The organism is Vibrio sp. 10N.261.51.A4, assembly GCF_041471945.1.
GTDB classification, from domain to species: domain Bacteria; phylum Pseudomonadota; class Gammaproteobacteria; order Enterobacterales; family Vibrionaceae; genus Vibrio; species Vibrio crassostreae_C.
In genome coordinates this window covers 45067-71539 of the sequence record NZ_JBFRPJ010000051.1, presented here as the reverse complement: position 1 = coordinate 71539, position 26473 = coordinate 45067, and the positions used below count along the sequence as shown (strand labels likewise).

Genomic DNA, 26473 nt, shown 5'->3' with positions numbered 1-26473 from the left:
CCCTTCTTTGTTGCACCGCATAAAGAAACTAAATATTATTTGCTGATTGAGGCTGACTCATACGCCTACCCAATTTGAATCGTTAAGGGATTTACTGTGAAAAAACTGATTAGCTTAGTTTTGTTCGCAATGCTTGCGGCTCCAGCTGCCTTTGCACAAGACCGTTATATTGCTGACAAACTATTTACTTATATGCATTCTGGCCCAAACAACACATTCCGTATCATCGGTAGTGTTGATGCTGGTGAAAAGATTACATTCCTACAAACTAACAAGAGTACGGGTTACACCCAAATTCAAGACAACCGTGGCCGTAAAGGTTGGGTTGAAAGCAAGTTTGTAAGCACTCAAGAAAGCATGGCACTGCGTATGCCTAAGCTAGAGAAAGAGCTGACGGAAGTTAAAGGCAAGCTAGCGAATGCTCGTCAGAGTGCTGACAGCGAAAAAGCTGGCCTAGCAAGCTCTCTAGATTCTCGTAACAAGCAGATTGCTGAACTAGAACAGAACTACAGTGAAATTAGCCAACAGCTAACGAGTTCTCAAACAGAGAACCGTGAACTGCGCGCTAAGCTAGACACTCAAAAAGACGACCTACTATTGAAGTACTTCATGTACGGTGGTGGTGTTGCGGGTATTGGTCTACTTCTAGGCCTTGTTCTGCCACACATCATGCCTCGTCGCAGAAAATCACCAAACGGTTGGGCGTAGACGTAACGCTTGTATTAGGTACAGTAAATTCAGTATCGAAGATCAAAAAGGAGCACCGAGGTGCTCCTTTTTATTTGTCTGTTATCTAGATACCTTTAGAGCTCGCTAGCCTTTCCACTCGTACAGAGCTGGGATTTCTATCTTCTGCTGATTGAACTCTATGATCACTGATTGTGGCTTAATCTCTAGTAATTGAATGTCTTGTCCAATCCAATCTCCTTGCGCCACTTCTTGGCCGTTCACTTTTACCCAACGTTTGGTCTCGCTGCTCGAGTACATATGAGTTTGTAGGTCTAACTTAGGAAGGACTCCTGATAAGCTATTGGTGTGCGTTTCCAACTCAATAACCTGAGAGCCTGTTTGCCCTGCGGGTCTAGAGTCCATCGGCTCAGGAGTGCTTTGTCGCTCCCCCATAATGGATTCAAGCTTCAATGCCAAATCAGGTGGCAACTCACTGAGGTCTAGCCCTTGCAGCAGATCACTGTCCGATTGTAAGTCACTATTTGATTGCTGATCAGTGCTTGATTGCAGAGCAGTCGTTTCATCACTCGCGCCTGGCTGAACGGATGACGACTCAGAACTGGCTGTCATTTGAGTGTTGTTATCAGCATTAGCGAAGATCACTGCTGAGCCACCAGCGGTGTTTGCACGATTAGCGCCAGAATCAATCTGTGCATACATCTCTTGGCGTGGCAATGCTTTCAACGGTTGGCTCGCCGGTGCAGGGCGAACGGTGAACAAGGCATCTTCTTCCTCAGACACGGCATCCATGCTTGCTATATCAGCATCCGCAATTTCAGGCTCAATGTCTGATTCAGTTTTAAATTCTGGCAGAGCGACATTGGCAGCTTGGTTCACGGCTTCTTGTTGTTGGATATACGATTGATAAGCCAAGACGCCACCCACCAACAAAGAAGGAACCAAGATTAAGAGTAGCCCCATCGCTAACGATGAACCTCGCTTGTTGCTCATCCCTTTTGCAGAATTAGGAACATGATGATTCTGGTAGCCTTTGAAGCTTGGTTTGCTAAGAGAGTGCTGATTAATAGAAGATGGCTTGTGAGACGGCTGTTTAAGTTCGTGCATAATACGTGACATTAGCTTTCGCCCCCTTCTAGTGACATCAGCTTAGGCGAATCGAGTTGAGCTAATCTCTGCAATCTTGCTAAGGTGCGCTTACCTGCAATGCCATCAACAGACATACCTTGCCACGTTTGAAATGCTTCGATTTTCATTTTTAACTCATAATCAAATACATCACTACCGGAAACAACCTCTCCTAATACTTCAGAAAGCAGTAGATCAAGCAAAGCAACCGCTTCACCTTGATAGCCCTCTTTAAGGGTCTCTCGCAGCGGCTGCTTCCAAATAGCGACGTAATCGCCTTGCCAGATTTGCTCTAAGGATTGCTTCGGCATCACCAACAGCTTTTCATTAACCAGCAACTCGACAGAATCCTTAGACACGCCATACAGCACAGCAAACACTGGCTTTTGGTCTATGTCGAGATTAAGTACCACAGGCACACCTAGTTCTAACAATGTATCCAAATTGGCCTGCTGCTGCTCACACACAAAAACACTTTGTGGCTCACTTAAGCACAATCCATCACGCAGTGAAGATTGATATCCCCACAGCGTATACAAGTCTTTGATAGCGAGAGAACGATTGGTCCCCTGCATCAAATGTTGTTGAATGTGTTGTGGCAATTCAAACTTGGCAGGTTTTGGCTCAGCAACCAACTTAGGAACATCTGATACCAAAGAACGCTGAGTACGTGCTAACACTTCCGTCTTTGCTTCATTTGATGCATCCGTAGGCAACCAAGCATTGATATAGCTTGGAGCGAAGTTAAAGGTCGCTATTGCAAGACCAACGCTTAACGTCGCAATCCCTGCGTATTGGAATAACTTAGGCGCGACACGAGAAGTTAGAGCTTTCTCGACGTGATACACATCGGCCTGAAAGGACATAACCTGCTGACACGCTCGGTTAACCGTTTCATTGCTCGGTAGCTGCTCACCGTCATGAAAAGCCAACTGCAGTGCTTTATCACACACCAAGTTAATGAGCCTTGGAATACCATGCGTATATTGAGCAATCAGCTTGATAGAACGGTTCGAAAACAACATCTGCTCGCCACCCGCCGTCTCCAAACGAAACGCGATGTACTTGCCCGTTTCTTCGGTATTAAGAGGCAGTAAGTGATAACGACCAGTAATGCGCTGTGCTAGCTGACGTAGCTGCGTGGTTTGTAAGTGCTGTTGTAATTCCGGCTGGCCGACCAACAGTACTTTTAACAGCTTACGATTGTCGGTTTCCAAGTTTGTTAGAAGGCGTAACTGCTCCAACACATCGGCAGCGAGGTGTTGGGCTTCATCGATCACCAATAGGGTTTGAATGCCTTCGGCATGGCTATCAAGTAGAAAATAATGAATAGCCTGACTGAGCTGTTTCAACGATGCTTGTTCTGGGTACTCGACCTCAAACTCATCGCAGATAGCTTCTAGTAAATCCGTATTTGAAAACGTAGGGTTAAGTATAAGGCCAGCCTGAGTATGACTATCCAATGAAGACAACATCGCCTTAGCGACCGTTGTTTTCCCTGTACCAACCTCACCAGTAAGCATCGCAAAGCCCCCACCCTCGCCTAAACCGGCTTGTAGGTTCTGCATCGCTTCTTGATGGCGCTGACTCAAAAACAAGTAGCGAGAATTTGGTACAATCGAAAATGGCATCTCAACGAAGCCAAAATATTCCTTATACATGTGCTGCCCTATAATTACGATTAATGGAAAGTACCATTGCTTGCAGTAAAGTCCAGCAGTGATAAAACATTTCGAGGTGATAAGTTGCAAATTTACGATAGCCTACCAAAAGACAACGGGCTACAACGCTATCTAGTCGGTGGAGCAGTGCGCGATAAGCTGCTCAATATTGATAGTTATGATAGAGATTGGGTCGTGGTAGGGAGTACCCCTCAAGAGATGGAAAACCTTGGCTTTACTGCTGTGGGAAAAGATTTCCCGGTATTCTTGCACCCAAAAACCAAAGAAGAGCACGCACTGGCTCGCACTGAGAGAAAATCAGGCTCTGGTTACACAGGCTTCGAATGTTACTTCGCGCCAGACGTGAGTTTGGAAGAAGACCTGATGCGTCGAGATCTGACCATCAACTCTATAGCTCAAGATGATAAAGGCCAACTTCACGATCCTTATCATGGCCAGAAAGATCTCTCGGATCGTATCTTAAGACACGTTTCAGACGCTTTTGTTGAAGACCCTCTTCGTGTACTGCGTGTGGCTCGCTTCGCCGCCAAGCTTCACCATCTTAACTTCACGGTTGCACCTGAAACCATGGATATGATGAGTGAGATCGTCCAATCTGGTGAGCTGGCACACCTTACTGCAGAGCGAGTTTGGCAAGAGTGGCATAAGTCTCTTAGTACACCGCACCCTGAAGTGTTCCTCTCTGTATTGAAAGAGTGTGGTGCATTGGCAGTCGTATTACCTGAGATTGACGCTCTATTTGGCGTCCCTCAACCTGAAAAATGGCACCCTGAAATCGACACGGGTATTCACACTCTGATGGTTGCTCAGCAAGCCGCACTATTAAGCCCATCGCTACCGGTACGCTTTGCAGCTCAAGTGCATGACTTAGGTAAAGGCGTCACACCACAAGCTGAATGGCCAAGCCATAAAATGCACTGCCACACAGGTGTTAAGATAATCAAGAAACTGTGTGAGCGAGTGAGAGTGCCCAATGAGTTCAGAGACCTTGCGTTGTTAGTGTGCGAGCAACATTCTAATATCCACCGCGCAGGCGAGCTCAAACCAACCACCTTTCTCAAGGTTCTCAACAAGTTCGATGTTTGGCGTAAGCCAGATAGGCTCGACGATATACTGCTTTGCTGCCAAGCCGATCACGCAGGCCGAAAAGGATTAGAAGATCAACCTTATCCTCAAAAAGCGCGTTTTGAAGTGGCTTACCAAGCGGCGCTGCAAGTCGAAGTTAAGGCGATTATTGCCGATGGCTTTAAAGGTAAAGATATTCGAGAAGAACAAGAGAAACGCAGAGCCATCGCAATTGAAAACGCCCTATCAGAACTCGCTAGCAGTTAATCGTCGCCGCTCTACCTAAAACGTATAAAAAGCCCGCAGTTAAGCGGGCCTTTTGTTTCAATTCTTACAGCGAGACCGTTGCCTGTGACCGTTGCCTGTGTCTGTTACTGCATCATCAAGAAAGCAAACAGACCACAACCTAGAATCAGGCGGTAGATAACGAACGGTGTCATGCCCATACGAGAGATAAGCTTCAAGAAGAAGTGGATACAGATGTAAGCACTGATGAAAGACACCGCAACGCCCGTTAGCAAAGTGCCAACATGGATTGGATCACCGCTTGTCACCAACTTAAGACCTAAATAACCACCAGCCAGAGTGATGATTGGGATAGACATCAAGAAAGAGAGTCGAGCCGCCGCTTCACGTGTGAAACCAAGGTAAAGCGCCGCGGTAATGGTTGCGCCAGAACGAGACGTGCCCGGAATGATCGCCATTGCTTGAGCAAGACCAATAAACAGCGCCTTTTTCCAACCCGCTTGGTATTCGTCATCGCGCAGGCTTGAGTTCTTGTCCACCCACCATAGCAATAGACCAAAGATAATCGTTGTCGTCGCGATCACCCACGCACTGCGTAAGTAAAGCTCAACAATATCTTTCATCAACAAGCCAAAGATACACGCAGGAATCGTCGCGAGAATGATCATCCACGCTAACTTCGCTTCTTTACTACGATCACCTTTAAACACTGAACCAAAGAATGCGCTCAACAGAGAGACCACTTCTTTGCGGAAATAGATAACAACAGCTGCCAAAGTACCAACGTGGACAGCGACATCAAAAGCCAAACCTTGATCTTCCCAGCCTAAAACAGCTGAAGGAAGGATTAGGTGTGCAGAACTGGAAATAGGTAAAAACTCTGTAAAGCCTTGCACCAACGCCAATATAAACGCTTCAAAATAACTCATTACTTACCTTAAAAATTATAGTTTTATATCTACGACAGAGAGCGAGTCTAATTGCTGCATCTTCTGCCATATTTCACTGACGGTTCTTCCGTCTTGCGGGATCACTCGCGCAGGACAAAGATCATAAAGCGGCTGTGTTACAAAAGGATATTTGTAGATATCACTGCGTGGTAATTCTGGTTCACACTCAGAAACCTCCTCTCCAAACAGCACAATATCAAGATCGAGTTTTCGATCTTGTAGTTTGTGCGCATCTTGAGAGCGACCCCATTTAAACTCAATTTTACGCAGCTGCTGTGAAAATTCAGTCAATGAGAGTGACGTGTCGAGCTCTATCACAAAGTTATAAAACGGATGGCTATTAAAACCCACGGGCTCACAGTGATAGATTTTAGAGCATTTAAGGTTAGTCCCTAACGATTGAAGCTCTGTCCATGCCACCCTTGCATGCTTGTCGCGGTCTATGTTCGTGCCAACACCAACATAGGCTACTGTCATGCTTGACCTCGTTCGATGATCACACCAACGGCTTTTGCTTGTGGCACTGCGCCAGGTTTAGCCAATCGGATTTTAATCCACGGCACAGAGAATTGAGTCATGATCAATTCAGCAACTTCTTCAGCCACACGTTCAACCAATAGGAATCGGCCATTCGTAATGTGGTCAAGCACGGCTGTACTCACTGTCGAGTAATCCAAAGCATCAACCACATCATCACTCTTACCCGCTGGGCGGTTGTCATGAGCCATTTCAATATCAAGCACAAGTTTTTGTTTAATCTCTTGTTCCCAATCGTAAACACCGATCGTTGTAATTACTTCTAGCTGTTCAATGAAAACTTTATCCAGTGCCATGACTTGTCCTTTTAGAGGTCGGATACCCATATAGGGGAAAAAAACGTATTATTTGCGTAATTCGAGATATGATATCAATTACTCTTGGATTGAGCATTATTTTCCCATCGTTAGGCTTATAACCGTTTAAGGAAAGACATGACCCCATTGGCACTAATCATGATCATTGCAGCCTATTTGCTAGGTTCAATCTCTAGTGCGGTCTTGATATGCCGAGTCTTAAGACTTCCTGATCCAAGAACAGTTGGCTCCAATAACCCAGGAGCCACCAATGTACTGCGCGTTGGCGGTAAAGGCGCAGCTGCTGCCGTCCTCCTATGTGACATGCTGAAAGGCACTATCCCTGTCTGGCTTGGCTACTACCTCAAGATCGACCCAATCATTCTAGGGGTTGTGGCAATTGCGGCGTGTCTAGGTCATATGTATCCGATCTTCTTCCACTTCAAAGGTGGTAAAGGCGTCGCAACCGCACTCGGAGCCATCGCCCCAATAGGGTTCGATCTAACAGGAATGATCATGGCGACTTGGTTAGTGGTCGCGTTTTTGTTTCGTTACTCTTCTTTAGCGGCACTAGTCACCGTGCTACTTGCCCCTTTCTACGCTTGGTTAGTCAAACCTCAATACACACTGCCTGTAGCCATGCTGTGCTGTTTGATCGTGTTGCGTCACCACCAAAATATCCGCCGCCTACTCGATGGCAGCGAACCAAAACTCGGACAAAAAAAATCGGCTTAAACTATCACGTCTAAGCCGAACCATAATATTCAGTATTTAAAGCTTATAGCAGATGTTTATCTAAAAACGTCTTCAGCATTGTGTTCACAAACTCTGGTTGCTCTAACGAGCTAATATGACCTGCGCCAGGAATCACCACTAATTCACTGCCCGTAATGCAATCGTGCATTAGGTATGACTCAAGTACCGGACGTGGTTTATCTTCTTGGCCTACAGCAATCAAAACAGGCAGAGCAAAGTTCTCTACCGATTCAATCATATCGCGACGTCCAAACACCATTCGACCAATTCGTGCCACTTCTTCAGCGTTGTCGCCCTCAAGAGCTGATAACTGCTGAGTAAAACCTTCAACTAAAGCTGGCGTGTTGGTTTGAGCATCATTAGCGAAGAACAGTGGCACAACCGCTTCAACAATTGGCTGAGGAACCGTCTTGGTTTGAGTGATGGTATCTAACATGCTGAAGTACTTAGCGTGAGCAACTTCTGGTTCTAAACCCACAAAAGTATCCATTAGAACCAAAGACTTAATACGTGAAGGTGCAAGTTCCGCTAACTCAGTACCCCACATACCGCCAACCGATAAGCCAACCACTGAGAATTCTTCGATCTCTAAATGATCAAGCAGAGCCAAAACGTGCTGAGCGTAATCTTTCAAGTTACGCATCGAAGTGGGTGCTGCTTGAGATTCACCATGAGACCAAAGCTCTGGAACAATACAGCGATACTGAGTTTTTAACGCTTCGATCTGCGGCTTCCACATTGCACTATCCCAAAGGTAGCTGTGGCCGAGTACAACAACAGGACCTAGACCTTCATCTAGGTACGCCATCGATTGATTGTCTACTGTGAACTTGTTCATTTTCTTCCCTAATCTCTATCAGCAATTATTTATCGACATACAGTCGGTAAGCTAGGATATAAAAACGGCCGCACAAGGCGACCGTTTATCGAAACACTATAGTCAATTACGCAATTGGCTCTAGCTGGTCAATAGGCCAACGCGGTGTGGCATGAACAGACAAATCAGCCGTTTCGCCATTCTTCAGGCGCTGCATGCCCGCATAAGCGATCATCGCACCATTATCTGTACAGAACTCAGTGCGTGGGTAGTACACCTCACCACCGACTTTCTTAGCAAGCGCCTCAAGCTCAACGCGCAGTTGTTTGTTGGCACTTACACCGCCAGCAATAACTATACGTTTCATGCCCGTTTCAACCAAGGCACGCTTACACTTGATTACTAAGGTTGCACAAACGGCTTCTTGAAACGCGTAAGCAATATCAGCACGAGTCTGGTCATCATTATCGTTATCGCGAATGGTATTCGCTGCGAACGTCTTCAAACCAGAAAAGCTCATATCTAGACCCGGACGATCGGTCATTGGACGCGGGAACTTAAAACGACCCGGAGTGCCTTTTTCCGCCAAACGAGATAACAGTGGACCACCAGGGTAATCTAAGCCCATCAGTTTCGCGGTTTTATCAAACGCTTCACCCGCTGCATCATCAATCGATTCACCAAGGATTCGGTATTCACCAATACCTTTCACTTCTACCATCATGGTATGGCCGCCAGAAACCAGCAGAGCCACAAATGGGAATGGTGGTGGGTTATCTTCTAGCATTGGCGCAAGAAGGTGACCTTCCATATGGTGAACAGGCACTGCAGGCACTCCCCACGCATAAGCAATACTGCGACCAATCGTTGCACCAACCAGCAGTGCACCCACTAAACCAGGGCCAGCCGTGTAAGCCACACCATCAATGTCTTTCGACGTTAGGTTCGCTTCAGCTAATGCCGCTTTAATAAGAGGAATTGTTTTTTTCACGTGGTCACGTGAAGCTAGCTCAGGTACCACACCACCGTAATCGGCGTGCAGCTTTACTTGGCTATATAATTGATGAGAAAGCAGCCCTTGCTCATCATCATAAATCGCGATTCCTGTTTCATCACAAGAGGTTTCAATACCAATAATGCGCATAATTTTCTCGGCACGCTTTCGTCTAAAATGGGAAATTAGCGCAATATTACCCTGCCTAAGCTCTTCAAACAAATATTGTACAGACTATAATCGACAAAGTGCTTTACAAAGCCACTGTGATCGGATTAAAATTCCGCACCATTTTTGATCAAGCTGGTTAATGGCCAAACGCGAATAGAGAGTTAGCTCGATGGTAACTTCTCTGATTTGGTACTGAGTGGCCAGCGATAATGAATAACCCCTGAGGTGAAAGGCATATGCCAATAGTTAAAGTACGTGAAAACGAACCGTTCGACGTTGCACTACGTCGTTTCAAGCGCTCTTGTGAAAAAGCAGGTATCCTTTCTGAAGTTCGCCGTCGCGAGCACTACGAAAAGCCAACTACAGTTCGCAAACGCGCTAAAGCAGCAGCTCAAAAGCGTCACGCTAAGAAGCTAGCTCGCGAAAACGCACGTCGCGTTCGCCTGTACTAATAACTTAATCCATAAGGACTGAGTTATGGCTCTTATTGAACAACTCAAAGAAGAGCAAAAATTAGCGATGAAAGCCAAGGACAAACCGCGCCTTGGCACTATCCGCTTAGCTCTTTCAGCAATTAAGCAACGTGAAGTTGACGAACGGATCACTCTGAACGACGACGACATTCTTGCTGTATTAGTTAAAATGGTTAAGCAACGTCGCGATTCTGTTGCTCAATATGAATCAGCAAATCGTCAAGATCTTGCTGACGTGGAAAAAGCAGAAATTACGGTACTTGAAGGCTTTATGCCTCAACCGCTAACTGATGAAGAAGTTATTGCACTACTTGATAGCGCAATCGCCGAAGCTCAACCAGCGGGCATGCAAGACATGGGTAAAGTAATGGCTATCTTGAAACCACAAATTCAAGGGCGTGCAGATATGGGTAAAGTTAGTGGTTTAGTTCGTTCTAAACTCGCTTAATCCCAAATCAAATTGCAACAAGCCGTGCAATCCTTCGGAACGCACGGCTTGTTTGTATCTGTAACCTATTCAAACTATTATTATCTACACTCTCAGTTAGTGCATTTTTCTAAGGTTTTATGGCAGGACACATCCCGCGTAGTTTCATCGATGATCTCCTAGCGCGTCTCGACATTGTCGACATAGTGGACGCACGCGTGAAACTTAAGAAAAAAGGCAAAAACTATGGTGCTTGTTGCCCATTCCACAACGAAAAGACCCCTTCTTTTAGCGTAAGCCAAGAAAAACAGTTTTATCACTGCTTTGGTTGTGGCGTACACGGTAATGCTATCGACTTCATTATGGAGTTCGAACGTCTCGATTTTGTTGAAGCGATTGAAGAGCTTGCCTCTTTCTTAGGCCTCGATGTTCCTAGAGAGCAACGTAGCGGCGAGATATCAACAGCACCAAGAGCCAACAGCGAACAAAAACGTAACCTCTACGATTTGATGGGCGGCATCAGTAATTTTTACCGCTCTCAACTGAAAATATCAGCCAACAAACCTGCGATTGATTACCTAAAGAATCGTGGCCTTTCGGGCGAGATCGTCCAGAAGTTTGGCATTGGTTATGTGGCCGATGAGTGGGACTTAGTTCGTAAGAACTTTGGCCAACAGAAAGAAGCCCAAGACATGCTCGTAACTGGCGGCATGTTAATTGAGAACGATAAAGGTAACCGATACGACCGATTCCGTGGACGCGTAATGTTCCCAATTCGTGATCGTCGTGGCCGTGTGATTGGTTTTGGTGGTCGTGTATTAGAAGACGGCACACCAAAATACCTCAACTCACCAGAAACGCCTATCTTCCATAAAGGTAAAGAGCTTTACGGCCTTTATGAAGTGCTGCAAGCCTACCGTGAACCGCCGCAAATACTTGTGGTTGAAGGTTACATGGATGTCGTGGCACTCGCGCAATATGGTGTCGATTACTCAGTAGCATCACTGGGCACCTCGACAACCGGCGACCATGTTCAAATGTTGTTCCGTCAAACCAGCACTGTGGTTTGTTGTTACGATGGTGACCGAGCAGGTAAAGAGGCCGCATGGCGCGCACTAGAAAACGCACTTGAGTACCTGAAAACCGGTAACACGCTTAAGTTTCTGTTCTTGCCCGACGGTGAAGACCCAGACAGCTATATTAGAGAGCATGGCAAAGCCGCTTTTGAACAGCTGGTCCACAATGCGACACCGCTTTCGACCTATTTGTTCGATAACCTGATTGAAATACACAAGTTAAACTTGGGAACAACCGAAGGGAAATCAGCACTGCGTGCACACGCCAGCGCCTTGATTAATAAAATCCCTGACAGTTACTTCCAAGAATTGCTCGAAAAACTGCTCGATGAGCGAACTGGATTTGATAACCAATTGAGACGTGCGCGTGTTCATACACAGAACCCGACACCTCAACCACATAAAGAGCTGAAGCGCACTCCAATGCGTGAAGTTATCGCTTTGCTTATCCAAAATCCGAGCTATGCTGATATGGTACCGGATTTATCAAGTGTCAAAGGCTTACAATTGCCTGGGCTAAGTTTATTCGTCGAAGTACTTGATAAATGCCACGCGCATCCCCATATCAACACAGGCCAATTATTAGAGCATTGGCGACACAATAAACATGAGGCTCTTCTGTCTCGTCTCGCGAGCTGGGAAATCCCCCTCGACGAAGACAATCAAGAAGACATATTTTTAGACTCATTGGACAACATACTTGCCCAGTGCGTTGAAAAACAAATTGAAAACCTGCAGGCCAAAGCAAGAAGCGTCGGTTTATCAGCCGAAGAAAAAAGGGAGCTACTAGCTTTAATGCTAGATCTAAAAGCGTAACCCTGTTTGATTAGTCAGCATTTAATAAATTTGTTAACATAATTGGTTTGCATTTGAGAATGCAACGTCCTTCACCAGACCTGAAGTTGGATATCATCTATGGATCAAAATCCGCAGTCACAGCTTAAATTACTTGTTATTAAAGGCAAGGAACAAGGCTATCTGACCTACGCCGAAGTAAACGACCACCTACCTGCAGAAATCGTGGATTCTGAACAGGTAGAAGACATCATTCAAATGATCAACGACATGGGTATCAAGGTAGTTGAAACTGCACCTGATGCTGATGATCTAGCACTTAATGATGACGATGCCAATATAGATGAAGATGCAGCCGAAGCTGCAGCTGCTGCGCTTTCAAGCGTAGAAAGCGAGATTGGCCGTACTACTGACCCAGTTCGTATGTACATGCGTGAAATGGGTACGGTTGAACTACTGACTCGTGAAGGCGAAATCGACATTGCGAAACGTATTGAAGATGGTATCAATACAGTTCAACTATCGGTTGCTGAGTACCCAGGCACTATTCCATACATCTTGGAACAGTTTGACCGCGTACAAGCAGAAGAGATTCGCTTAACAGACCTAATCAATGGCTTTGTTGACCCTGACGACGATGGCACAGCTGCGCCAACGGCGACTCACATCGGTTCAGAACTTGCTGAAACTGATCTGGAAGACGAAGACAAAGAAGACGCTGAAGACGACGAGGAAGAGGAAGAAGAAGATACAGGTATCGATCCTGAGCTTGCTCTTGAGAAGTTCACAGCACTTCGTACTAGCTACCAGAATCGTCAACTAGCGATCAACGAGTACGGCCATGAAAGCCCGAAAGCAATGCTTGCAACGACAATGATGCAAGACGTATTCAAAGAGTTCCGTCTAACACCAAAACAGTTTGATTACCTAGTAAACGAACTGCGTAACTCTATGGATCGTGTACGTACTCAAGAACGCCTAATCATGCGTCAAACGGTTGAGTACGGCAAAATGCCGAAGAAATCTTTCATTGCTCTATTTACTGGCAACGAATCTAGCGAAGCATGGTTGGATGAAGTTCTTGCTTCAGACAAGCCATACGCAGAAAAGATCAAACGTAACGAGCACGACATCCGTCGCTCTATCCAAAAACTGGATATGATCGAACGTGAAACGTCTCTTACTGTTCAAAGCATCAAAGATATCAGCCGTCGTATGTCCATCGGTGAAGCGAAAGCTCGTCGTGCGAAGAAAGAGATGGTTGAAGCGAACTTACGTCTAGTAATCTCGATTGCTAAGAAGTACACAAACCGTGGTCTACAATTCCTGGATCTAATCCAAGAAGGTAACATCGGTCTGATGAAAGCCGTAGATAAGTTTGAATACCGTCGTGGTTACAAGTTCTCTACTTACGCTACTTGGTGGATCCGTCAAGCAATCACTCGTTCGATTGCCGACCAAGCTCGTACTATCCGTATTCCGGTTCACATGATCGAAACGATCAACAAACTAAACCGTATCTCTCGTCAAATGCTACAAGAGATGGGTCGTGAACCACTTCCGGAAGAGCTAGCTGAACGCATGCAAATGCCTGAAGACAAGATCCGTAAAGTACTGAAAATCGCTAAAGAGCCAATCTCAATGGAGACACCAATCGGTGACGACGAAGATTCGCACCTAGGTGATTTCATCGAAGATACAACGCTAGAACTACCTCTAGACTCTGCAACGGCAACCAGCCTACGCGGTGCAACTAAAGACGTTCTTGCAGGCCTAACACCTCGTGAAGCTAAAGTACTGCGTATGCGTTTCGGTATCGACATGAACACTGACCACACTCTTGAAGAGGTTGGTAAACAGTTCGACGTAACTCGTGAACGTATCCGTCAGATCGAAGCAAAAGCACTGCGTAAACTTCGTCACCCAAGCCGCTCAGAAACTCTGCGTAGCTTCCTAGACGAGTAATCGCACACTCAAGTGTGGTTAGCTTTTAAGCATAAATAAGAAAAGGTGAGCGTTGGCTCACCTTTTTTTTATCTGTGTGATTTAAGTGGCTAAGATGTAAGCGGAATTGCCCCTTATAGTGTCTAGACACCATTGAACGCTTCCCCTATAATCTATGCCCTACGGCCCCTTAGCTCAGTGGTTAGAGCGCACGACTCATAATCGTTCGGTCCCCAGTTCAAATCTGGGAGGGGCCACCAAATTAGAAAAGCCAGAACAGTTCATGCTGCTCTGGCTTTTTGCTTTTCTAAATCTGTACAACTTACGCCCTGCATTTCCTAACCAATAACGAATCATCCCGCACACAATTCCAATTGCCTCTCTGTGACTAAACATACTTTTCTTTTATAAAAAAATCGGCAATATGAGTGTACACAAATCATTCAATAGTTCAGGGAAGAAACATGAAAGACGAAACACTCTCGATTCACTTCGGCTACGAAACTGATCCAACAACCAAATCGGTTGCCACACCTATTTACCAAACCGTCGCTTACGAATTCGATGACGCACAACATGGCGCCGACCTGTTTAACCTTGCGGTGCCAGGTAATATCTACACACGGATAATGAATCCAACCAATGATGTGTTAGAAAAACGCATGGCAGCCTTAGAAGGGGGGATTGCAGGCTTAGTGGTAAGTGCGGGCAGTGCTGCGATCAACTACGCGATTCAGACGTTGGCGCAAATCGGTGACAACATTGTTTCAACGCCTCAGCTTTACGGTGGTACTTACACCCTATTTGCTCATATGCTGCCAAACCAAGGGATAGAAGTTCGTTTTGCTAAAGACGATAAACCAGAAAGCTTAGCGGCACTGATCGATGAAAAAACCAAGGCGGTTTACTGTGAAAGTATTGGTAACCCAGCAGGTAATATTATCGACTTAGAACGTGTTGCAGAACTTGCTCACGCACAAGGTGTACCTGTGATTGTTGATAATACGGTGGCGACACCTGTGCTGTGTAAACCTATCGATTTTGGTGCTGACATCGTGGTGCACTCACTAACTAAATACGTGGGTGGTCACGGTACAACGTTAGGTGGCGTGATTGTCGACTCAGGCAAATTCCCATGGACACAACACAAAGACCGCTTCCCTGTATTTAATCAGCCAGAGCCTTCTTATCATGGCGTGGTTTATACCGAGGCATTTGGTGAGGCTGCGTTTATTGGTCGTGCTAGAACGGTTCCCCTGCGTAATACAGGTGCAGCACTGTCACCAATGAATGCTTTCATGTTGATGCAAGGTTTGGAGACCTTGTCGCTGCGCATGGAGCGACACACAGAGAACGCCTTGAAAGTAGCGGAATACCTCAAGCAACACGAGAAAATCAGCTGGGTAAGTTACGCTGGCCTGCCTGATTCAGAATTCTATCCACTCGCTGAAAAGTACATGCAAGGCAAGCCATCGGCCATTCTATCTTTTGGTTTAAAAGACGGTTATGAAGCCGGTGTTCGCTTCTATGATGCACTGCAAATCTTCAAGCGCTTAGTTAACATTGGCGATGCGAAATCTCTCGCTTGTCACCCAGCTTCGACGACACACCGTCAACTAAGCGAAGCTGAACAGAAACAAGCCGGTGTATCACCGGAGATGATTCGCCTATCAGTAGGTATCGAGCACATTGACGATATCTTGGCTGACCTAGAGCAAGCACTGAGCGCTTAATGACGCTACAGCTAGCTCTAACACTGATCGTTAACTAACAGACATAAAAAAGCCCATCACAGGATGGGCTTCTTATTATCTATATCTTAGGTAAGCTGTCGATTACTCAACTGTTACCGCTTTCGCTAGGTTACGAGGTTGGTCAACGTCGGTACCTTTTATTAGTGCGACATGGTAAGACAGCAGCTGCATCGGTACTGTGTAGTAGATAGGCGCTGTTACTTCACTTACGTGAGGCATCTTGATGATCTTCATGTTCTCATCGCTTTCAAAGCCCGCATCTTCATCAGCGAATACGTAAAGTAGACCGCCACGAGCACGCACTTCTTCAACGTTCGATTTCAGCTTCTCTAGCAAGTCGTTGCTTGGTGCAATAACGACTACAGGCATATCTGCATCGATAAGAGCCAAAGGACCGTGCTTAAGCTCACCAGCTGCGTATGCTTCTGCGTGGATGTAAGAGATCTCTTTCAGTTTAAGAGACGCTTCCATCGCGATTGGGTAGAACTCACCACGACCCAAGAACAGTGTGTGATGCTTATCAGCAAAATCAGGTGCCAGTGCTTCAATTTCTTTATCGAACGCTAATGCTTTCTCGATATCAGCAGGCAGTTGGTGAAGTGCTTGAACGATTTCCGCTTCTTTTTCTTCATTGATACGACCTTGTAGACGACCAATTGACGTTACCATCATCAGCATCGCTGCTAGTTGAGTTGTGAAAGCTTTAGTAGAAGCAACACCGATCTCTGTTCCTGCGCGAGTCATGAAGGCAAAATCAGATTCACGAACCAGTGAAGAACCCGCAACGTTACAGATAGTCATTGCAGACATATAACCCTTCTCTTTTGCAAGACGAAGTGCAGCAAGCGTATCCGCCGTTTCACCAGATTGAGACAGAGTCACCAATAGGCTGTTCGGACGAACAACGAAATCACGGTAACGGAATTCAGAAGCAATCTCTACGTCACAGCTTACGCCAGCTAGAGATTCAAACCAGTAACGCGCTGCCATGCCTGAGTTGTAAGACGTACCACATGCGATGATCTGCACGTGTTCAACCTTGCTTAGGATCTCTTCAGCTTTAACGCCGATCGCGTTAGTGATAACCGAAGTGTCAGAGATACGGCCTTCCATTGTATTGATCAGCGCTGTTGGCTGCTCGAAGATCTCTTTCTGCATGAAGTGGCGGTATTGACCTTTGTCACCTGCGTCGTGTTCAGCGTTTGAATCAACGATTTCACGCTCAACACGCTCACCCGCTACATCAAATACCGTAACATCACGACGAGTTACCTCAGCAACATCACCTTCTTCTAGGTACATGAAGCGACGAGTTACGCTCAGTAGCGCCAGTTGATCAGAAGCAAGGAAGTTCTCGCCGACACCAAAACCGATAACGATCGGGCTACCAGAACGAGCTACAACGATACGGCTAGGATCTTTACGATCAACCGCAACCGTGCCGTACGCACCGTCTAATTGTTTTGCTGTTTTCTGTAGCGCTTCAACCAAAGAAGCTGAAGTGCGAAGTTCCCACTCAACTAAGTGAGCAATAACTTCTGTATCCGTTTGTGAAGTAAATACGTAACCACGCTCTTGCAGCATAGCGCGCAGTGCTTCGTGGTTTTCGATAATGCCATTGTGTACAACGGCAATATCACCAGACATGTGTGGGTGTGCGTTCGCTTCAGACGGCTCACCGTGTGTCGCCCAACGTGTATGAGCGATACCTGTACCACCAATCACTTGTTGCTCTTCTACTGCGTCAGCTAGCTCTTGTACTTTACCTAGGCGGCGTACACGAGTTAGGTTAGATTCAGTATCGACTACAGCGACACCAGCTGAATCGTAGCCACGGTATTCTAGACGACGAAGGCCTTCTACTAAAATTTCAGCTACATCACGCTGTGCTACTGCACCAACAATTCCACACATAGTTTCACTCCATCAATTTTGTTTTATTCCTATTGGCAGCAAGCAAAGGCCAAATCTTCATTAAGATCAATTATAGGAAGGTAAATGCATAATACTTAAATTTGTTTTTACGCTGGATCGGTCAGGATCACTCGAACATCATGTGATTCGATACTTGCTTTGGATTCTTCGCCTAAGTCTGTATCGGTAATTAAGATGTCAATGTGTTCCCATGCCAGCTCTAAGTTCGGGATCTTTCGTCCCACCTTTTCCGACTCAACCATCACGATCACTTCTCGTGACACTTCAGCCATTACTTTGCTCAGGCCAACCAGTTCGTTAAACGTGGTTGTGCCTCTATCGAGGTCGATACCATCAGCCCCAATAAATAGTTGGTCAAAATCGTAAGCACGAAGTACCGACTCTGCAACTTTGCCTTGGAAAGAGTCCGAATGGGTATCCCAAGTGCCGCCAGTCATTAATAACGTCGGCTCGCTTTCAAGCTCATTAAGCGCATTAGCAACGTGCAATGAGTTGGTCATAACAACCAAGCCACGCTTAGCATTAAGCTGCTGAATTAGAGCACCGGTCGTACTGCCACTATCGATCACGATGCGGTTATGGTCGCGAATTAAATCTGCAGCGGCTTTTGCCAATGAAATCTTTCGAGTCGAAACTTGTTGACCCAGCTCTTCGTTGACAACCTCTTTCGGTAACGAAATCGCACCACCATAACGGCGTAAAAGCTGACCGTTTTTCTCTAAAGACGCCAAGTCCTTTCTAATAGTGACTTCTGAGGTTTCGAACTTAACGGATAATTCATCAACACTAACCTCCCCTTTTTCATTCACTAGGTTAGAAATTGCATGTCTTCTGAGTTGGGTGTTTCGTTTCGACATTTAAAAAAGGCCACTAAGTTTCGATGTGAAACATATTATAGTTACAACGAAACTATTTAGTCTATTTATTTTGATCCAAAAAATTAATAAATAGCGATAAAACCTTGTCCTAAGACAATTGTTAAGCAGTGATATTGAACTCATTAGGTGGTAGAATCCGCACCCGAAAAGAAAAAAAATTACAAAACTGACTGTTATTTTTTTGCAACTTACCCCCTATATAGTGGGGTAAGTCACAGAAAACCGATATTGAATCAAAATCTTTTAGTCATAAAATGACTAAAATTGATGAAAGACTTACAACTCTGAAGGACATATTGGAAGTCCCGCGCTTTTACACAACAGGCACAAAATGTTGATGTAGCGGACCAATCTTCAGAACTTAAATAAATTTCAAATTGTAACAATACTTACCGGAGAGTACCTTCCATGAAAAAGACCAAAATCGTATGTACGATTGGCCCTAAAACTGAATCTGTAGAGAAGCTAACTGAACTAGTAGATGCTGGCATGAACGTTATGCGTCTTAACTTCTCTCACGGTGATTTCGCAGAGCACGGCACTCGTATCGCGAACTTCCGTAAAGTAATGGAAAACAAAGGTGAGCAACTTGCTATCCTTCTAGATACTAAAGGTCCAGAAATCCGTACTATCAAACTTGAAGATGGTAACGACGTAGATCTAGTAGCTGGTCAAGAGTTCACTTTCACAACTGACGCAACAGTTGTTGGTAACAAAGACGTAGTAGCAGTAACTTACCTAGGTTTCGCTAAAGACCTAACAGCAGGTAACACTATCCTTGTTGATGACGGCCTAATCGAAATGGAAGTTATCGCAACAACAGAAACTGAAGTTAAGTGTAAAGTTCTTAACAACGGTGCTCTAGGCGAAAACAAAGGTGTTAACCTTCCTGGCGTTTCTGTTCAACTTCCTGCTCTTTCTGAGAAAGACAAAGCTGACCTTAAGTTTGGTTGTGAGCAAGGCGTAGATTTCGTTGCTGCTTCTTTCATCCGTAAAGAAGAAGACGTTAAAGAAATCCGTGAGCTTCTAAACGCTAACGGCGGCGAGAACATCCACATCATTTCTAAGATTGAAAACCAAGAAGGTGTAGATAACTTCGATTCAATCCTTGAAGCTTCTGACGGCATCATGGTTGCTCGTGGTGACCTAGGTGTTGAAATCCCAGCTGAAGAAGTAATCTTCGCTCAGAAGATGATGATCGAGAAGTGTAACCGTGCACGTAAGATGGTTATCACTGCAACTCAAATGCTTGACTCTATGATCAGCAACCCACGTCCAACTCGTGCTGAAGCGGGTGACGTTGCGAACGCAATCATGGATGGTACTGATGCAGTAATGCTTTCTGGTGAAACTGCTAAAGGTAAGTACCCAGTTGAAGCTGTTACTATCATGGCTCAAATCGCGAACCGTACTGATTCAGCTCTTAAAGCTGAGCTAGGTTCTCGTCTAGACAGCCCACGTCTACGTATCACTGAAGCAGTATGTAAAGGCGCTGTAGACACAGCAGAGAAGCTAGCTGCTCCTCTAATCGTTGTTGCAACTGAAGGCGGTAAATCTGCACGTTCAGTACGTAAGTACTTCCCAACTGCAAACATCCTAGCTCTAACAACTAACGAAAAGACAGCTGCACAGCTAGTTCTTACTAAAGGTGTTAAGCCAGTTCTTGTTGACTCTATCGAGAACACAGACGCGTTCTACATCAACGGTAAAGAAATCGCTCTACAATCTGGCCTAGGTAACAAAGGCGACATCGTAGTTATGGTTTCTGGTGCTCTAGTAGCTTCTGGTACTACAAACACGGCATCTGTTCACGTTCTATAAGAATGAACCGATTCGCATAAAATATAAAAGAGGGCTTCGGCCCTCTTTTTTTATGAAACAAAATCTTGCCTAACTTTTCAGTACGCTGTATTATCAATCACAATAGAACTACGTACTGTTAACCTCCAACTGACTCTTTCTAAGAGACGGATTAGCAGACTAGAAATCATATATAGATGAGGTTTGTAATGTCTAGTCCTACGCTCACTGACAAAGTATCAAAGATGATTCGCCAAGATATTCTTAATGGTGAGTTAACCCCAGGCCAAAAGCTTGTTGTTGCTGATCTAAAAGCACGCTACAACGTTGGCGCATCCCCTATTCGCGAAGCCTTGGTACAGTTATCTTGGAGCAAATACGTAAAGCTAGAGCCACAAAAAGGCTGCTGGGTATCTCCTGTATCAAAGAAAGAACTGAATGACCTATACGAAAGCCTTCGTGTTGTATCATCGGTTCTGCTTAAAAAAGCGATTGCAGCAGGTGATGAGAGCTGGGAACTGGATGTACTAACGTCTTACCATAAACTATCGCGAGTACAGTACGTATCTGAAGAGTTTGACTGTGTAGAATGGGAAGAGCGCCACCAGCAATTCCATGTCGCACTGCTTGAAGGTGCAGATTCAGAGAACATGTTTAAGTTCTTTGATGACCTAATTAACCAAGTGAAACGTTACCGCTTCCTCGCTATGTCTGCAGAAAGCGCATCAGATGATCTGTTCAATATTGATGAACACGAAATGATCATGAAACTAGTACTGTCTAAGAATGTAGAACAAGCGACTGAACTGCTTGATCAACACCTGCTAGGTTCAATGAAACGAATTGAAGAAGTTATCGAAGCGGCATAACGCTAAAGTAGCTTCTAACCAAATAAAAACGGAGCCCAATGGCTCCGTTTTTTGTTTCCAGTATTACGACTGAACTACCACCCAAAAAACTCTTTGTGATGAGTATTGAGTAGCACAACCATAGGTAAAAAATACAAAGCACTCAATTGAAAGCCAAGAATGGCTAATGTGCCTATGGTTAACCTCACTAAAAAATCGACAAACATACCACGCCTCTTTTAACCAGACTGTATGATCCCCAAACTCTTGCTCCAGCTAACCTAATTCTACTGCTGCCTTTCAAACCATTGAAAAGGCTAGCTAATCAGTTGAATTAAGTTAACGGTGTCATCCTTTTACATCTGGTAAACACTCTATTTATTACACCGTTAAGCACGATGTAATCTGAAGCAAGGTAGTTTACTTATTGTTCATTTTAGCTCAAATTTCCACCAGCATTAGACTTTAGTCTAACTGTATAGATTTTGTGACATAGGTCGCTCAAAAGTGAGATTCCTAATAAAAAGAGGGGAAGGAAAAAGGAGTCGGGCCGCGACTTGAAGAGGTGAAGGAAATAGAAGACAGGACTAGATAGAAGCGAACCTAAGCGACATCATCGTAGCTAGGACACATAGAGACCGTATTACGACCAGACGATTTAGATTCGTAAAGCGCAACATCGGCACACTTGTATGAGCGAGTACTGTTACTTGTTAAATCAGTAAAGCCAACACTCACCGTTACCTTAGTTCCGGCTGCCAGTTCAATCTCTATTCGCAAGCGATCCAATACGCGCTTTGCTTCTGGCAGAGACGTGTGTGGCATCAAGAGTGCAAACTCTTCTCCTCCGACACGTGCAACAAAGTCCGTCCCACGAAGGCTATCTTGCAGAAGTTTAGCAACACCAGCGATCACACGGTCACCTTCGTCGTGGCCAAGCTCATCATTGATTCGCTTGAAGTTATCGATGTCCACCAAGGCTAAGCAGGTGGTCGCTTCGATCGGGTAACGCTCAACTAAGCGAGAATAGTAGGCCAGCTGCTCTTCGAATTTTCGTCGGTTCCAGAGATTACTCAAAGAGTCACGTTCACTTAAAATCCTCAAACGTACCTCAAGCTCCTTCCTTACGGAAATATCAACCAACGAGGTGATGTAGTAACTGACTTTGCCTGAATTGTTTTTGACCGCATGCACTCGCATGATCGCAGTAAAAGGAATACGCAGCTTGTTCTTACACTGAACCTCCCCTTCCCATACTTCTTCTTGCTCTAAATGACTCCAAATAGCCGAGCTTGAGAGCACTTGGTCGGTATTCTCAAGCAGCAACTGCAATGCATTTTGACCGATCACCTGTTTTTTGCAGTACCCAGTCATGTTCTCAAATTCGTTGTTGATCATCATTGTGCGGTGCTGCTTGTCAGAGATCATCACTGCCGACATACCATTCAATGCGGCGCGTGCCAATTTACTCTCTAGGCTTCGGCGTCGGCAGTGCGTCACCAGGTAAGCAAACGGGAAAGCGAATATCAGCACCGTAATCAGAACAATGATCTCTTCATGGGCCAAATCATCTAGATCACGCTCAGCCCGATCCATCAGTTGCTTTTGATTAAGTTGAATCAGTAAATGGACCTTTTGACTGTTCGCGAGCATAACCGTGTTAAAGGCAAACAAATTACCATCTTCAAAAACGTACCCCACCTGATCATTGGAGATAGCATCCCACGTCTTCGGCGCGATATTTTTCAGGTTATAGCCTTTTCTTTCAGGAATAGAGTCTCCGAACAACTTACCGCTGTTGTTACTCGCGATGAAGTAACCCGCGTCATTGAGAACTTCTGCTCTAAGATCGTTATCTGGTGAAAAGCTCAGACGCGACGATAAGCCCCATACATCAAGATTGATGACGAGGTAGCCTACTCTTTCGTCAGGGGTTTCTACTGGGGTAAAGACACGGATTACCGGCGAATAAGGGAAGGTGACTTCACCATGCTCAGTTTCAAGCTCAATACCCCAACCGCCAATCTGTTCGGCTTCTAGTTTTTGAGCGTATTGGAAGTAGTTAGAATCCGACCTATCTTGCAGCTGTTGAGGAAACGTCACTCTACCGGTATCAGAGGAATAGTTAACACGCACCAATTCTTTGCCAGTGACATCTAACAGATGGATTTGTGTATACCACTTCTGGTTCACGAGAACAGATTGCCAGACCTCTTCAAGTAGATGTTTGGTTTGGTCTGAGGGAGAGGAAGCAAAGTTAACCAAGCTCTGGCTATGACTGAGTAGCTCCATGACCGAGACTAACTGAGTCTTGAGAAGATCATAATCTCGCTTGGCATACACTAACTGATGAACGGCTTGCTTAGCTGAGTAGTCAAAGCTCTGCTGTTTTACTTCTTTGTAGCGCTGCAAATAATACAGACATACTGCAGAAGACAATATGATAGAGATAATCAGCAATGTAATTATTGATTTTTTATTTCGCATTGCTAACTCAGATGAATGGAAGTGCAGCGCGGGATTATAGCACTCTATAAAATTAACAAAATAAAAGCCGCTTAAAAAAGCGGCTTTTAAGTTATTTTTTAAAGACTTATCGTCTAGGCTTTCAACGCACGTTCGCCTCGTGCGATGCCAACAACACCACTTCGAGCAACTTCAAGCACTTCCGTCACTTCAGACAGTGCCTGAATGAAGGCATCCAGTTTCTCGCTAGTACCCGCCATTTGAACCGTATATTGAGAAGCCGTGACATCAACAATCTGACCACGGAAGATATCCGCTGTGCGCTTCACTTCCGCACGAGCGAAGCCGCTCGCACGTACTTTTACCATCAACAGCTCACGTTCAATATGCTCAAGCTCAGACACTTCTTGTACTTTAAGTACGTCGATTAGCTTATGTAGCTGTTTCTGAATCTGCTCAAGCTGCATTTCGCTCGAGTTAGTAGTGACGTTCAAACGAGACAGCGTCGGATCATCGGTTGGAGATACGTTCAAAGACTCGATGTTGTAGCCACGTTGAGAAAACAAGCCAACCACACGAGAAAGCGCACCAGGTTGGTTTTCCATTAGTAGTGAAATAATGTGTCTCATATTATGTTCTCTCCGTTTTGCTTAGCCACATGTTATCCATACCCTCGCCTTTGATCTGCATTGGGTATACGTGCTCGGTGTCATCCACACTAATATCGACAAATACCAAACGGTCTTTCATCGCCAGTGCTTTTTCCAAACCTGATTCCAATTCATCCGGAGATGAAATGCGCATACCAACGTGGCCATAAGCCTCAGCGATAGCAGCAAAATCAGGAACAGAGTCCATATATGAGTTAGAGTAACGGCCTTGATAAACAATGTCTTGCCACTGTTTTACCATGCCTAGGAAACGGTTGTTAAGGTTAATAATCTTAACCGGGATATTGTATTGCAGCGCAGTCGACAGCTCTTGGATATTCATTTGAATGCTGCCGTCACCGGTTACCACAACCACCTCTTCATCTGGCTTAGCAAACTTAACGCCCATACCAGCAGGCAGGCCAAAGCCCATCGTGCCTAGACCACCAGAGTTAATCCAACGACGTGGCTTGTTAAACGGGTAGTATAAAGCAGCAAACATTTGGTGTTGACCTACGTCAGAAGCAACATAGGCATCGCCATTGGTTACTTTATGCAGTGTTTCAATTACTTGCTGTGGTTTGATGCGCTCAGACGATTTCTCGTAAGCTAGGCAGTCACGCTCTTGCCACTGCTTGATTTCACTCCACCAGCTTTCAATCGCTTCTGCATCGTTAGTGCCGCCTTGCTCAACGAGCAAGTTCACCATGCTCTCTAGAACCTTTTCAGCAGAACCTACAATCGGTAGATCCACTTTTACGTTCTTAGAGATCGAAGATGGGTCGATATCAATGTGCATGATCTTCGCATCAGGGCAGTACTTATCTAGGTTATTAGTCGTTCGATCATCGAAACGTACGCCAATACCAAAGATCAAATCCGCATTGTGCATCGCCATATTGGCTTCATATAAACCATGCATGCCTAACATACCCAAAGAGTTCTTATGGGTGCCAGGGAAAGCGCCAAGCCCCATTAGGGTGCTTACCACAGGTAAATTCAGTGCCTCTGCTAATTTTAACAGCGGCTTATCTGCCTCAGAAATAACCGCACCACCACCGACATAAAGTACCGGCTTCTTCGCTTCAAGAAGGGCTTTTAGCGCCTTTTTGATCTGACCTTTATGACCCGTAACCGTTGGGTTATACGAACGCATTTTGAGCGTTTCTGGGTATTCATAAGGAAGCTTGATTTGTGGGTTTAAGATATCTTTCGGCAGATCAATAACCACAGGACCGGGACGCCCTGTCGTTGAAATATAGAATGCTTTTTTAACGACTTCAGGGATATCTTCCGCTTTCTTAACTAAGAAGCTGTGTTTAACGATCGGGCGTGATACACCCACGATGTCACACTCTTGGAAGGCGTCATTACCAATGAGGTTATTTGGTACGTTACCAGAAATAACAATCATTGGGATTGAGTCCATGTAGGCGGTTGCAATACCAGTAACGGTATTGGTCGCACCTGGACCAGAACACACAAGTACTACACCCGGTTTACCGGTAGAACGAGTATAGCCATCTGCCATGTGGGTAGCGGCTTGTTCGTGTCGCACTAATACGTGTTTAATTTCAGCAGTTTTAGCATGCAACGCATCGTAGATATCAAGTACAGAACCACCTGGGTAACCAAAGATTTGTTCTACACCCTCTTCAATTAGAGACTGCACCACCATCTCAGCGCCGGATAACATTTCAGCGCCGGATGACATGGCTGTTTCAGGTTTTGTTGTCATATTGCTCTCCTCACCAGTTTCCAATCATATTTGGTGAACATGTTGGGCTGGTTTTTTCATAGTCTAGGGCTTATTCGTAGCCTAATTCGAAATACTTCCACTTTTTCGGCTATGGCTGTCTGTCGTGATAACAACAAACAGTAATACGAAACAACTTTAACGCTTTATTATCATCTGGTCTAACACCTGTTATTCGGCAACTGTGCCAAAAAACCAACTATTAGCTCAAAGCATTAAATAAAACCCAACCCAGACCCCCACACTAGGCTTAAACACTAGTTAACGAACAAAAAAAAGCACTTAATATTTCAATAGATCACTATTTATCGATAAACAGCGAGTCTGCTGGTGTGCGCTTTC

22 protein-coding genes and 1 tRNA gene are annotated in these 26473 nt (G+C 45.2%); 11 read left to right on the top strand and 12 right to left on the bottom strand.

Features of this window, described 5'->3' with window-relative positions; translation table 11 throughout:
- The first annotated feature begins 96 nt into the window (after window positions 1-96).
- Window positions 97-708, top strand: coding sequence for a TIGR04211 family SH3 domain-containing protein (locus tag AB4384_RS12015; RefSeq protein ID WP_017062917.1), 612 nt, complete (start codon window positions 97-99; stop codon window positions 706-708).
- Window positions 709-813: 105 nt separating this feature from the next.
- Here the strand turns inward: AB4384_RS12015 and AB4384_RS12010 are convergent, their stop codons facing one another.
- Both AB4384_RS12010 and AB4384_RS12005 read right to left on the bottom strand, forming a co-directional pair.
- Window positions 814-1806 (bottom strand): general secretion pathway protein GspB, encoded by a 993-nt coding sequence (locus tag AB4384_RS12010; protein WP_372129609.1) that lies wholly within the window; start codon window positions 1804-1806, stop codon window positions 814-816.
- On the bottom strand, window positions 1806-3476 hold the full coding sequence (locus AB4384_RS12005; protein ID WP_372102380.1) for an AAA family ATPase: 1671 nt from the start codon (window positions 3474-3476) through the stop codon (window positions 1806-1808). The genes AB4384_RS12010 and AB4384_RS12005 overlap by 1 nt, the downstream gene beginning before the upstream one ends.
- Window positions 3477-3512: 36 nt before the next feature.
- On the opposite strand from AB4384_RS12005, the gene AB4384_RS12000 reads away from it, so the two are divergent.
- Window positions 3513-4829 (top strand): multifunctional CCA addition/repair protein, encoded by a 1317-nt coding sequence (locus tag AB4384_RS12000; protein ID WP_372129608.1) that lies wholly within the window; start codon window positions 3513-3515, stop codon window positions 4827-4829.
- A 104-nt stretch (window positions 4830-4933) separates the two neighbouring features.
- On the opposite strand, the gene AB4384_RS11995 is transcribed toward AB4384_RS12000, so the two are convergent.
- The 3 genes from AB4384_RS11995 to folB are packed head-to-tail and all read right to left on the bottom strand — an operon-like array spanning window position 4934 to window position 6591.
- On the bottom strand, window positions 4934-5737 hold the full coding sequence (locus AB4384_RS11995; protein WP_017069477.1) for an undecaprenyl-diphosphate phosphatase: 804 nt from the start codon (window positions 5735-5737) through the stop codon (window positions 4934-4936).
- 15 nt (window positions 5738-5752) lie between these two features.
- Entirely contained in the window at window positions 5753-6235 is a 483-nt protein-coding gene (gene folK / locus AB4384_RS11990; RefSeq protein WP_017062921.1) for a 2-amino-4-hydroxy-6-hydroxymethyldihydropteridine diphosphokinase, read from the bottom strand.
- Window positions 6232-6591: a dihydroneopterin aldolase gene (folB, locus tag AB4384_RS11985; RefSeq protein ID WP_102321466.1), complete on the bottom strand. Its 360-nt coding sequence runs from the start codon at window positions 6589-6591 to the stop codon at window positions 6232-6234. The genes folK and folB overlap by 4 nt, the downstream gene beginning before the upstream one ends.
- Before the next feature lie 138 nt (window positions 6592-6729).
- Here folB and plsY point away from each other — a divergent pair, with 138 nt between their 5' ends.
- On the top strand, window positions 6730-7326 hold the full coding sequence (gene plsY, locus AB4384_RS11980; protein WP_009847793.1) for a glycerol-3-phosphate 1-O-acyltransferase PlsY: 597 nt from the start codon (window positions 6730-6732) through the stop codon (window positions 7324-7326).
- Between the two features lie 43 nt (window positions 7327-7369).
- Here plsY and AB4384_RS11975 read toward each other — a convergent pair whose 3' ends face one another.
- Both AB4384_RS11975 and tsaD read right to left on the bottom strand, forming a co-directional pair.
- The gene (locus AB4384_RS11975; protein ID WP_372129607.1) at window positions 7370-8185 is read right to left on the bottom strand and encodes an alpha/beta fold hydrolase; all 816 of its coding nucleotides are present in this window, start codon (window positions 8183-8185) and stop codon (window positions 7370-7372) included.
- Between the two features lie 106 nt (window positions 8186-8291).
- A complete protein-coding gene (gene tsaD, locus AB4384_RS11970; protein ID WP_017061410.1) occupies window positions 8292-9308 on the bottom strand; it encodes a tRNA (adenosine(37)-N6)-threonylcarbamoyltransferase complex transferase subunit TsaD in 1017 nt (338 codons plus the stop codon).
- Between the two features lie 257 nt (window positions 9309-9565).
- Here tsaD and rpsU point away from each other — a divergent pair, with 257 nt between their 5' ends.
- The 6 genes from rpsU (at window position 9566) to AB4384_RS11940 (ending at window position 15777) form a co-directional block, all read left to right on the top strand.
- On the top strand, window positions 9566-9781 hold the full coding sequence (gene rpsU, locus AB4384_RS11965) for a 30S ribosomal protein S21 (RefSeq protein WP_004396009.1): 216 nt from the start codon (window positions 9566-9568) through the stop codon (window positions 9779-9781).
- 25 nt (window positions 9782-9806) lie between these two features.
- Window positions 9807-10250, top strand: a complete 444-nt coding sequence (locus AB4384_RS11960) for a GatB/YqeY domain-containing protein (RefSeq protein WP_017069475.1) — start codon at window positions 9807-9809, stop codon at window positions 10248-10250.
- Window positions 10251-10369: 119 nt separating this feature from the next.
- Window positions 10370-12121 (top strand): DNA primase, encoded by a 1752-nt coding sequence (gene dnaG / locus AB4384_RS11955; protein ID WP_017069474.1) that lies wholly within the window; start codon window positions 10370-10372, stop codon window positions 12119-12121.
- A gap of 99 nt (window positions 12122-12220) precedes the next feature.
- A complete protein-coding gene (rpoD, locus tag AB4384_RS11950) occupies window positions 12221-14065 on the top strand; it encodes an RNA polymerase sigma factor RpoD (RefSeq protein WP_048614894.1) in 1845 nt (614 codons plus the stop codon).
- Between the two features lie 163 nt (window positions 14066-14228).
- Window positions 14229-14304, top strand: a tRNA-Ile gene (locus AB4384_RS11945).
- Window positions 14305-14508: 204 nt separating this feature from the next.
- The gene (locus AB4384_RS11940; RefSeq protein ID WP_372129606.1) at window positions 14509-15777 is read left to right on the top strand and encodes an O-acetylhomoserine aminocarboxypropyltransferase/cysteine synthase family protein; all 1269 of its coding nucleotides are present in this window, start codon (window positions 14509-14511) and stop codon (window positions 15775-15777) included.
- Window positions 15778-15879: 102 nt separating this feature from the next.
- On the opposite strand, the gene glmS is transcribed toward AB4384_RS11940, so the two are convergent.
- Window positions 15880-17712 carry a glutamine--fructose-6-phosphate transaminase (isomerizing) gene (glmS, locus tag AB4384_RS11935; RefSeq protein WP_372129605.1) on the bottom strand — a complete coding sequence of 611 codons (1833 nt, stop codon included), beginning with the start codon at window positions 17710-17712 and terminating at the stop codon, window positions 15880-15882.
- Window positions 17713-17819: 107 nt separating this feature from the next.
- The gene (locus tag AB4384_RS11930) at window positions 17820-18590 is read right to left on the bottom strand and encodes a DeoR/GlpR family DNA-binding transcription regulator (protein WP_372129604.1); all 771 of its coding nucleotides are present in this window, start codon (window positions 18588-18590) and stop codon (window positions 17820-17822) included.
- Between the two features lie 429 nt (window positions 18591-19019).
- Between AB4384_RS11930 and pykF the strand changes: the two genes are divergently transcribed.
- Window positions 19020-20432, top strand: a complete 1413-nt coding sequence (gene pykF / locus AB4384_RS11925) for a pyruvate kinase PykF (RefSeq protein WP_017061403.1) — start codon at window positions 19020-19022, stop codon at window positions 20430-20432.
- Window positions 20433-20608: 176 nt separating this feature from the next.
- Complete coding sequence (locus tag AB4384_RS11920; protein WP_080582236.1) at window positions 20609-21280, top strand: GntR family transcriptional regulator; 672 nt, start codon at window positions 20609-20611, stop codon at window positions 21278-21280.
- A 582-nt stretch (window positions 21281-21862) separates the two neighbouring features.
- On the opposite strand, the gene AB4384_RS11915 is transcribed toward AB4384_RS11920, so the two are convergent.
- The 3 genes from AB4384_RS11915 to AB4384_RS11905 form a co-directional block, all read right to left on the bottom strand.
- A complete protein-coding gene (locus AB4384_RS11915; protein ID WP_017068819.1) occupies window positions 21863-23746 on the bottom strand; it encodes a diguanylate cyclase in 1884 nt (627 codons plus the stop codon).
- 113 nt (window positions 23747-23859) lie between these two features.
- Window positions 23860-24354 carry an acetolactate synthase small subunit gene (ilvN, locus tag AB4384_RS11910; RefSeq protein WP_008219984.1) on the bottom strand — a complete coding sequence of 165 codons (495 nt, stop codon included), beginning with the start codon at window positions 24352-24354 and terminating at the stop codon, window positions 23860-23862.
- A gap of 1 nt (window position 24355) precedes the next feature.
- On the bottom strand, window positions 24356-26113 hold the full coding sequence (locus AB4384_RS11905) for an acetolactate synthase 3 large subunit (protein WP_017062926.1): 1758 nt from the start codon (window positions 26111-26113) through the stop codon (window positions 24356-24358).
- Window positions 26114-26473 lie beyond the last annotated feature (360 nt).

Bases quoted from the DNA above. Each gene is read 5' to 3' on its own strand.
- AB4384_RS11960 (WP_017069475.1), top strand. From the start codon at position 9,807: ATGGCTCTTATTGAACAACTCAAAGAAGAGCAAAAATTAGCGATGAAA.
- AB4384_RS11920 (WP_080582236.1), top strand. From the start codon at position 20,609: ATGAGGTTTGTAATGTCTAGTCCTACGCTCACTGACAAAGTATCAAAG.
- AB4384_RS11975 (WP_372129607.1), bottom strand. From the start codon at position 8,185: ATGAACAAGTTCACAGTAGACAATCAATCGATGGCGTACCTAGATGAA.
- AB4384_RS12005 (WP_372102380.1), bottom strand. From the start codon at position 3,476: ATGTATAAGGAATATTTTGGCTTCGTTGAGATGCCATTTTCGATTGTA.
- glmS (WP_372129605.1), bottom strand. From the start codon at position 17,712: ATGTGTGGAATTGTTGGTGCAGTAGCACAGCGTGATGTAGCTGAAATT.
- AB4384_RS11915 (WP_017068819.1), bottom strand. From the start codon at position 23,746: ATGCGAAATAAAAAATCAATAATTACATTGCTGATTATCTCTATCATA.
- dnaG (WP_017069474.1), top strand. From the start codon at position 10,370: ATGGCAGGACACATCCCGCGTAGTTTCATCGATGATCTCCTAGCGCGT.
- pykF (WP_017061403.1), top strand. From the start codon at position 19,020: ATGAAAAAGACCAAAATCGTATGTACGATTGGCCCTAAAACTGAATCT.
- AB4384_RS11930 (WP_372129604.1), bottom strand. From the start codon at position 18,590: ATGTCGAAACGAAACACCCAACTCAGAAGACATGCAATTTCTAACCTA.
- ilvN (WP_008219984.1), bottom strand. From the start codon at position 24,354: ATGAGACACATTATTTCACTACTAATGGAAAACCAACCTGGTGCGCTT.
- AB4384_RS12010 (WP_372129609.1), bottom strand. From the start codon at position 1,806: ATGTCACGTATTATGCACGAACTTAAACAGCCGTCTCACAAGCCATCT.
- folB (WP_102321466.1), bottom strand. From the start codon at position 6,591: ATGGCACTGGATAAAGTTTTCATTGAACAGCTAGAAGTAATTACAACG.
- rpsU (WP_004396009.1), top strand. From the start codon at position 9,566: ATGCCAATAGTTAAAGTACGTGAAAACGAACCGTTCGACGTTGCACTA.
- AB4384_RS11995 (WP_017069477.1), bottom strand. From the start codon at position 5,737: ATGAGTTATTTTGAAGCGTTTATATTGGCGTTGGTGCAAGGCTTTACA.
- tsaD (WP_017061410.1), bottom strand. From the start codon at position 9,308: ATGCGCATTATTGGTATTGAAACCTCTTGTGATGAAACAGGAATCGCG.
- plsY (WP_009847793.1), top strand. From the start codon at position 6,730: ATGACCCCATTGGCACTAATCATGATCATTGCAGCCTATTTGCTAGGT.
- rpoD (WP_048614894.1), top strand. From the start codon at position 12,221: ATGGATCAAAATCCGCAGTCACAGCTTAAATTACTTGTTATTAAAGGC.
- AB4384_RS11905 (WP_017062926.1), bottom strand. From the start codon at position 26,113: ATGACAACAAAACCTGAAACAGCCATGTCATCCGGCGCTGAAATGTTA.
- AB4384_RS11940 (WP_372129606.1), top strand. From the start codon at position 14,509: ATGAAAGACGAAACACTCTCGATTCACTTCGGCTACGAAACTGATCCA.
- folK (WP_017062921.1), bottom strand. From the start codon at position 6,235: ATGACAGTAGCCTATGTTGGTGTTGGCACGAACATAGACCGCGACAAG.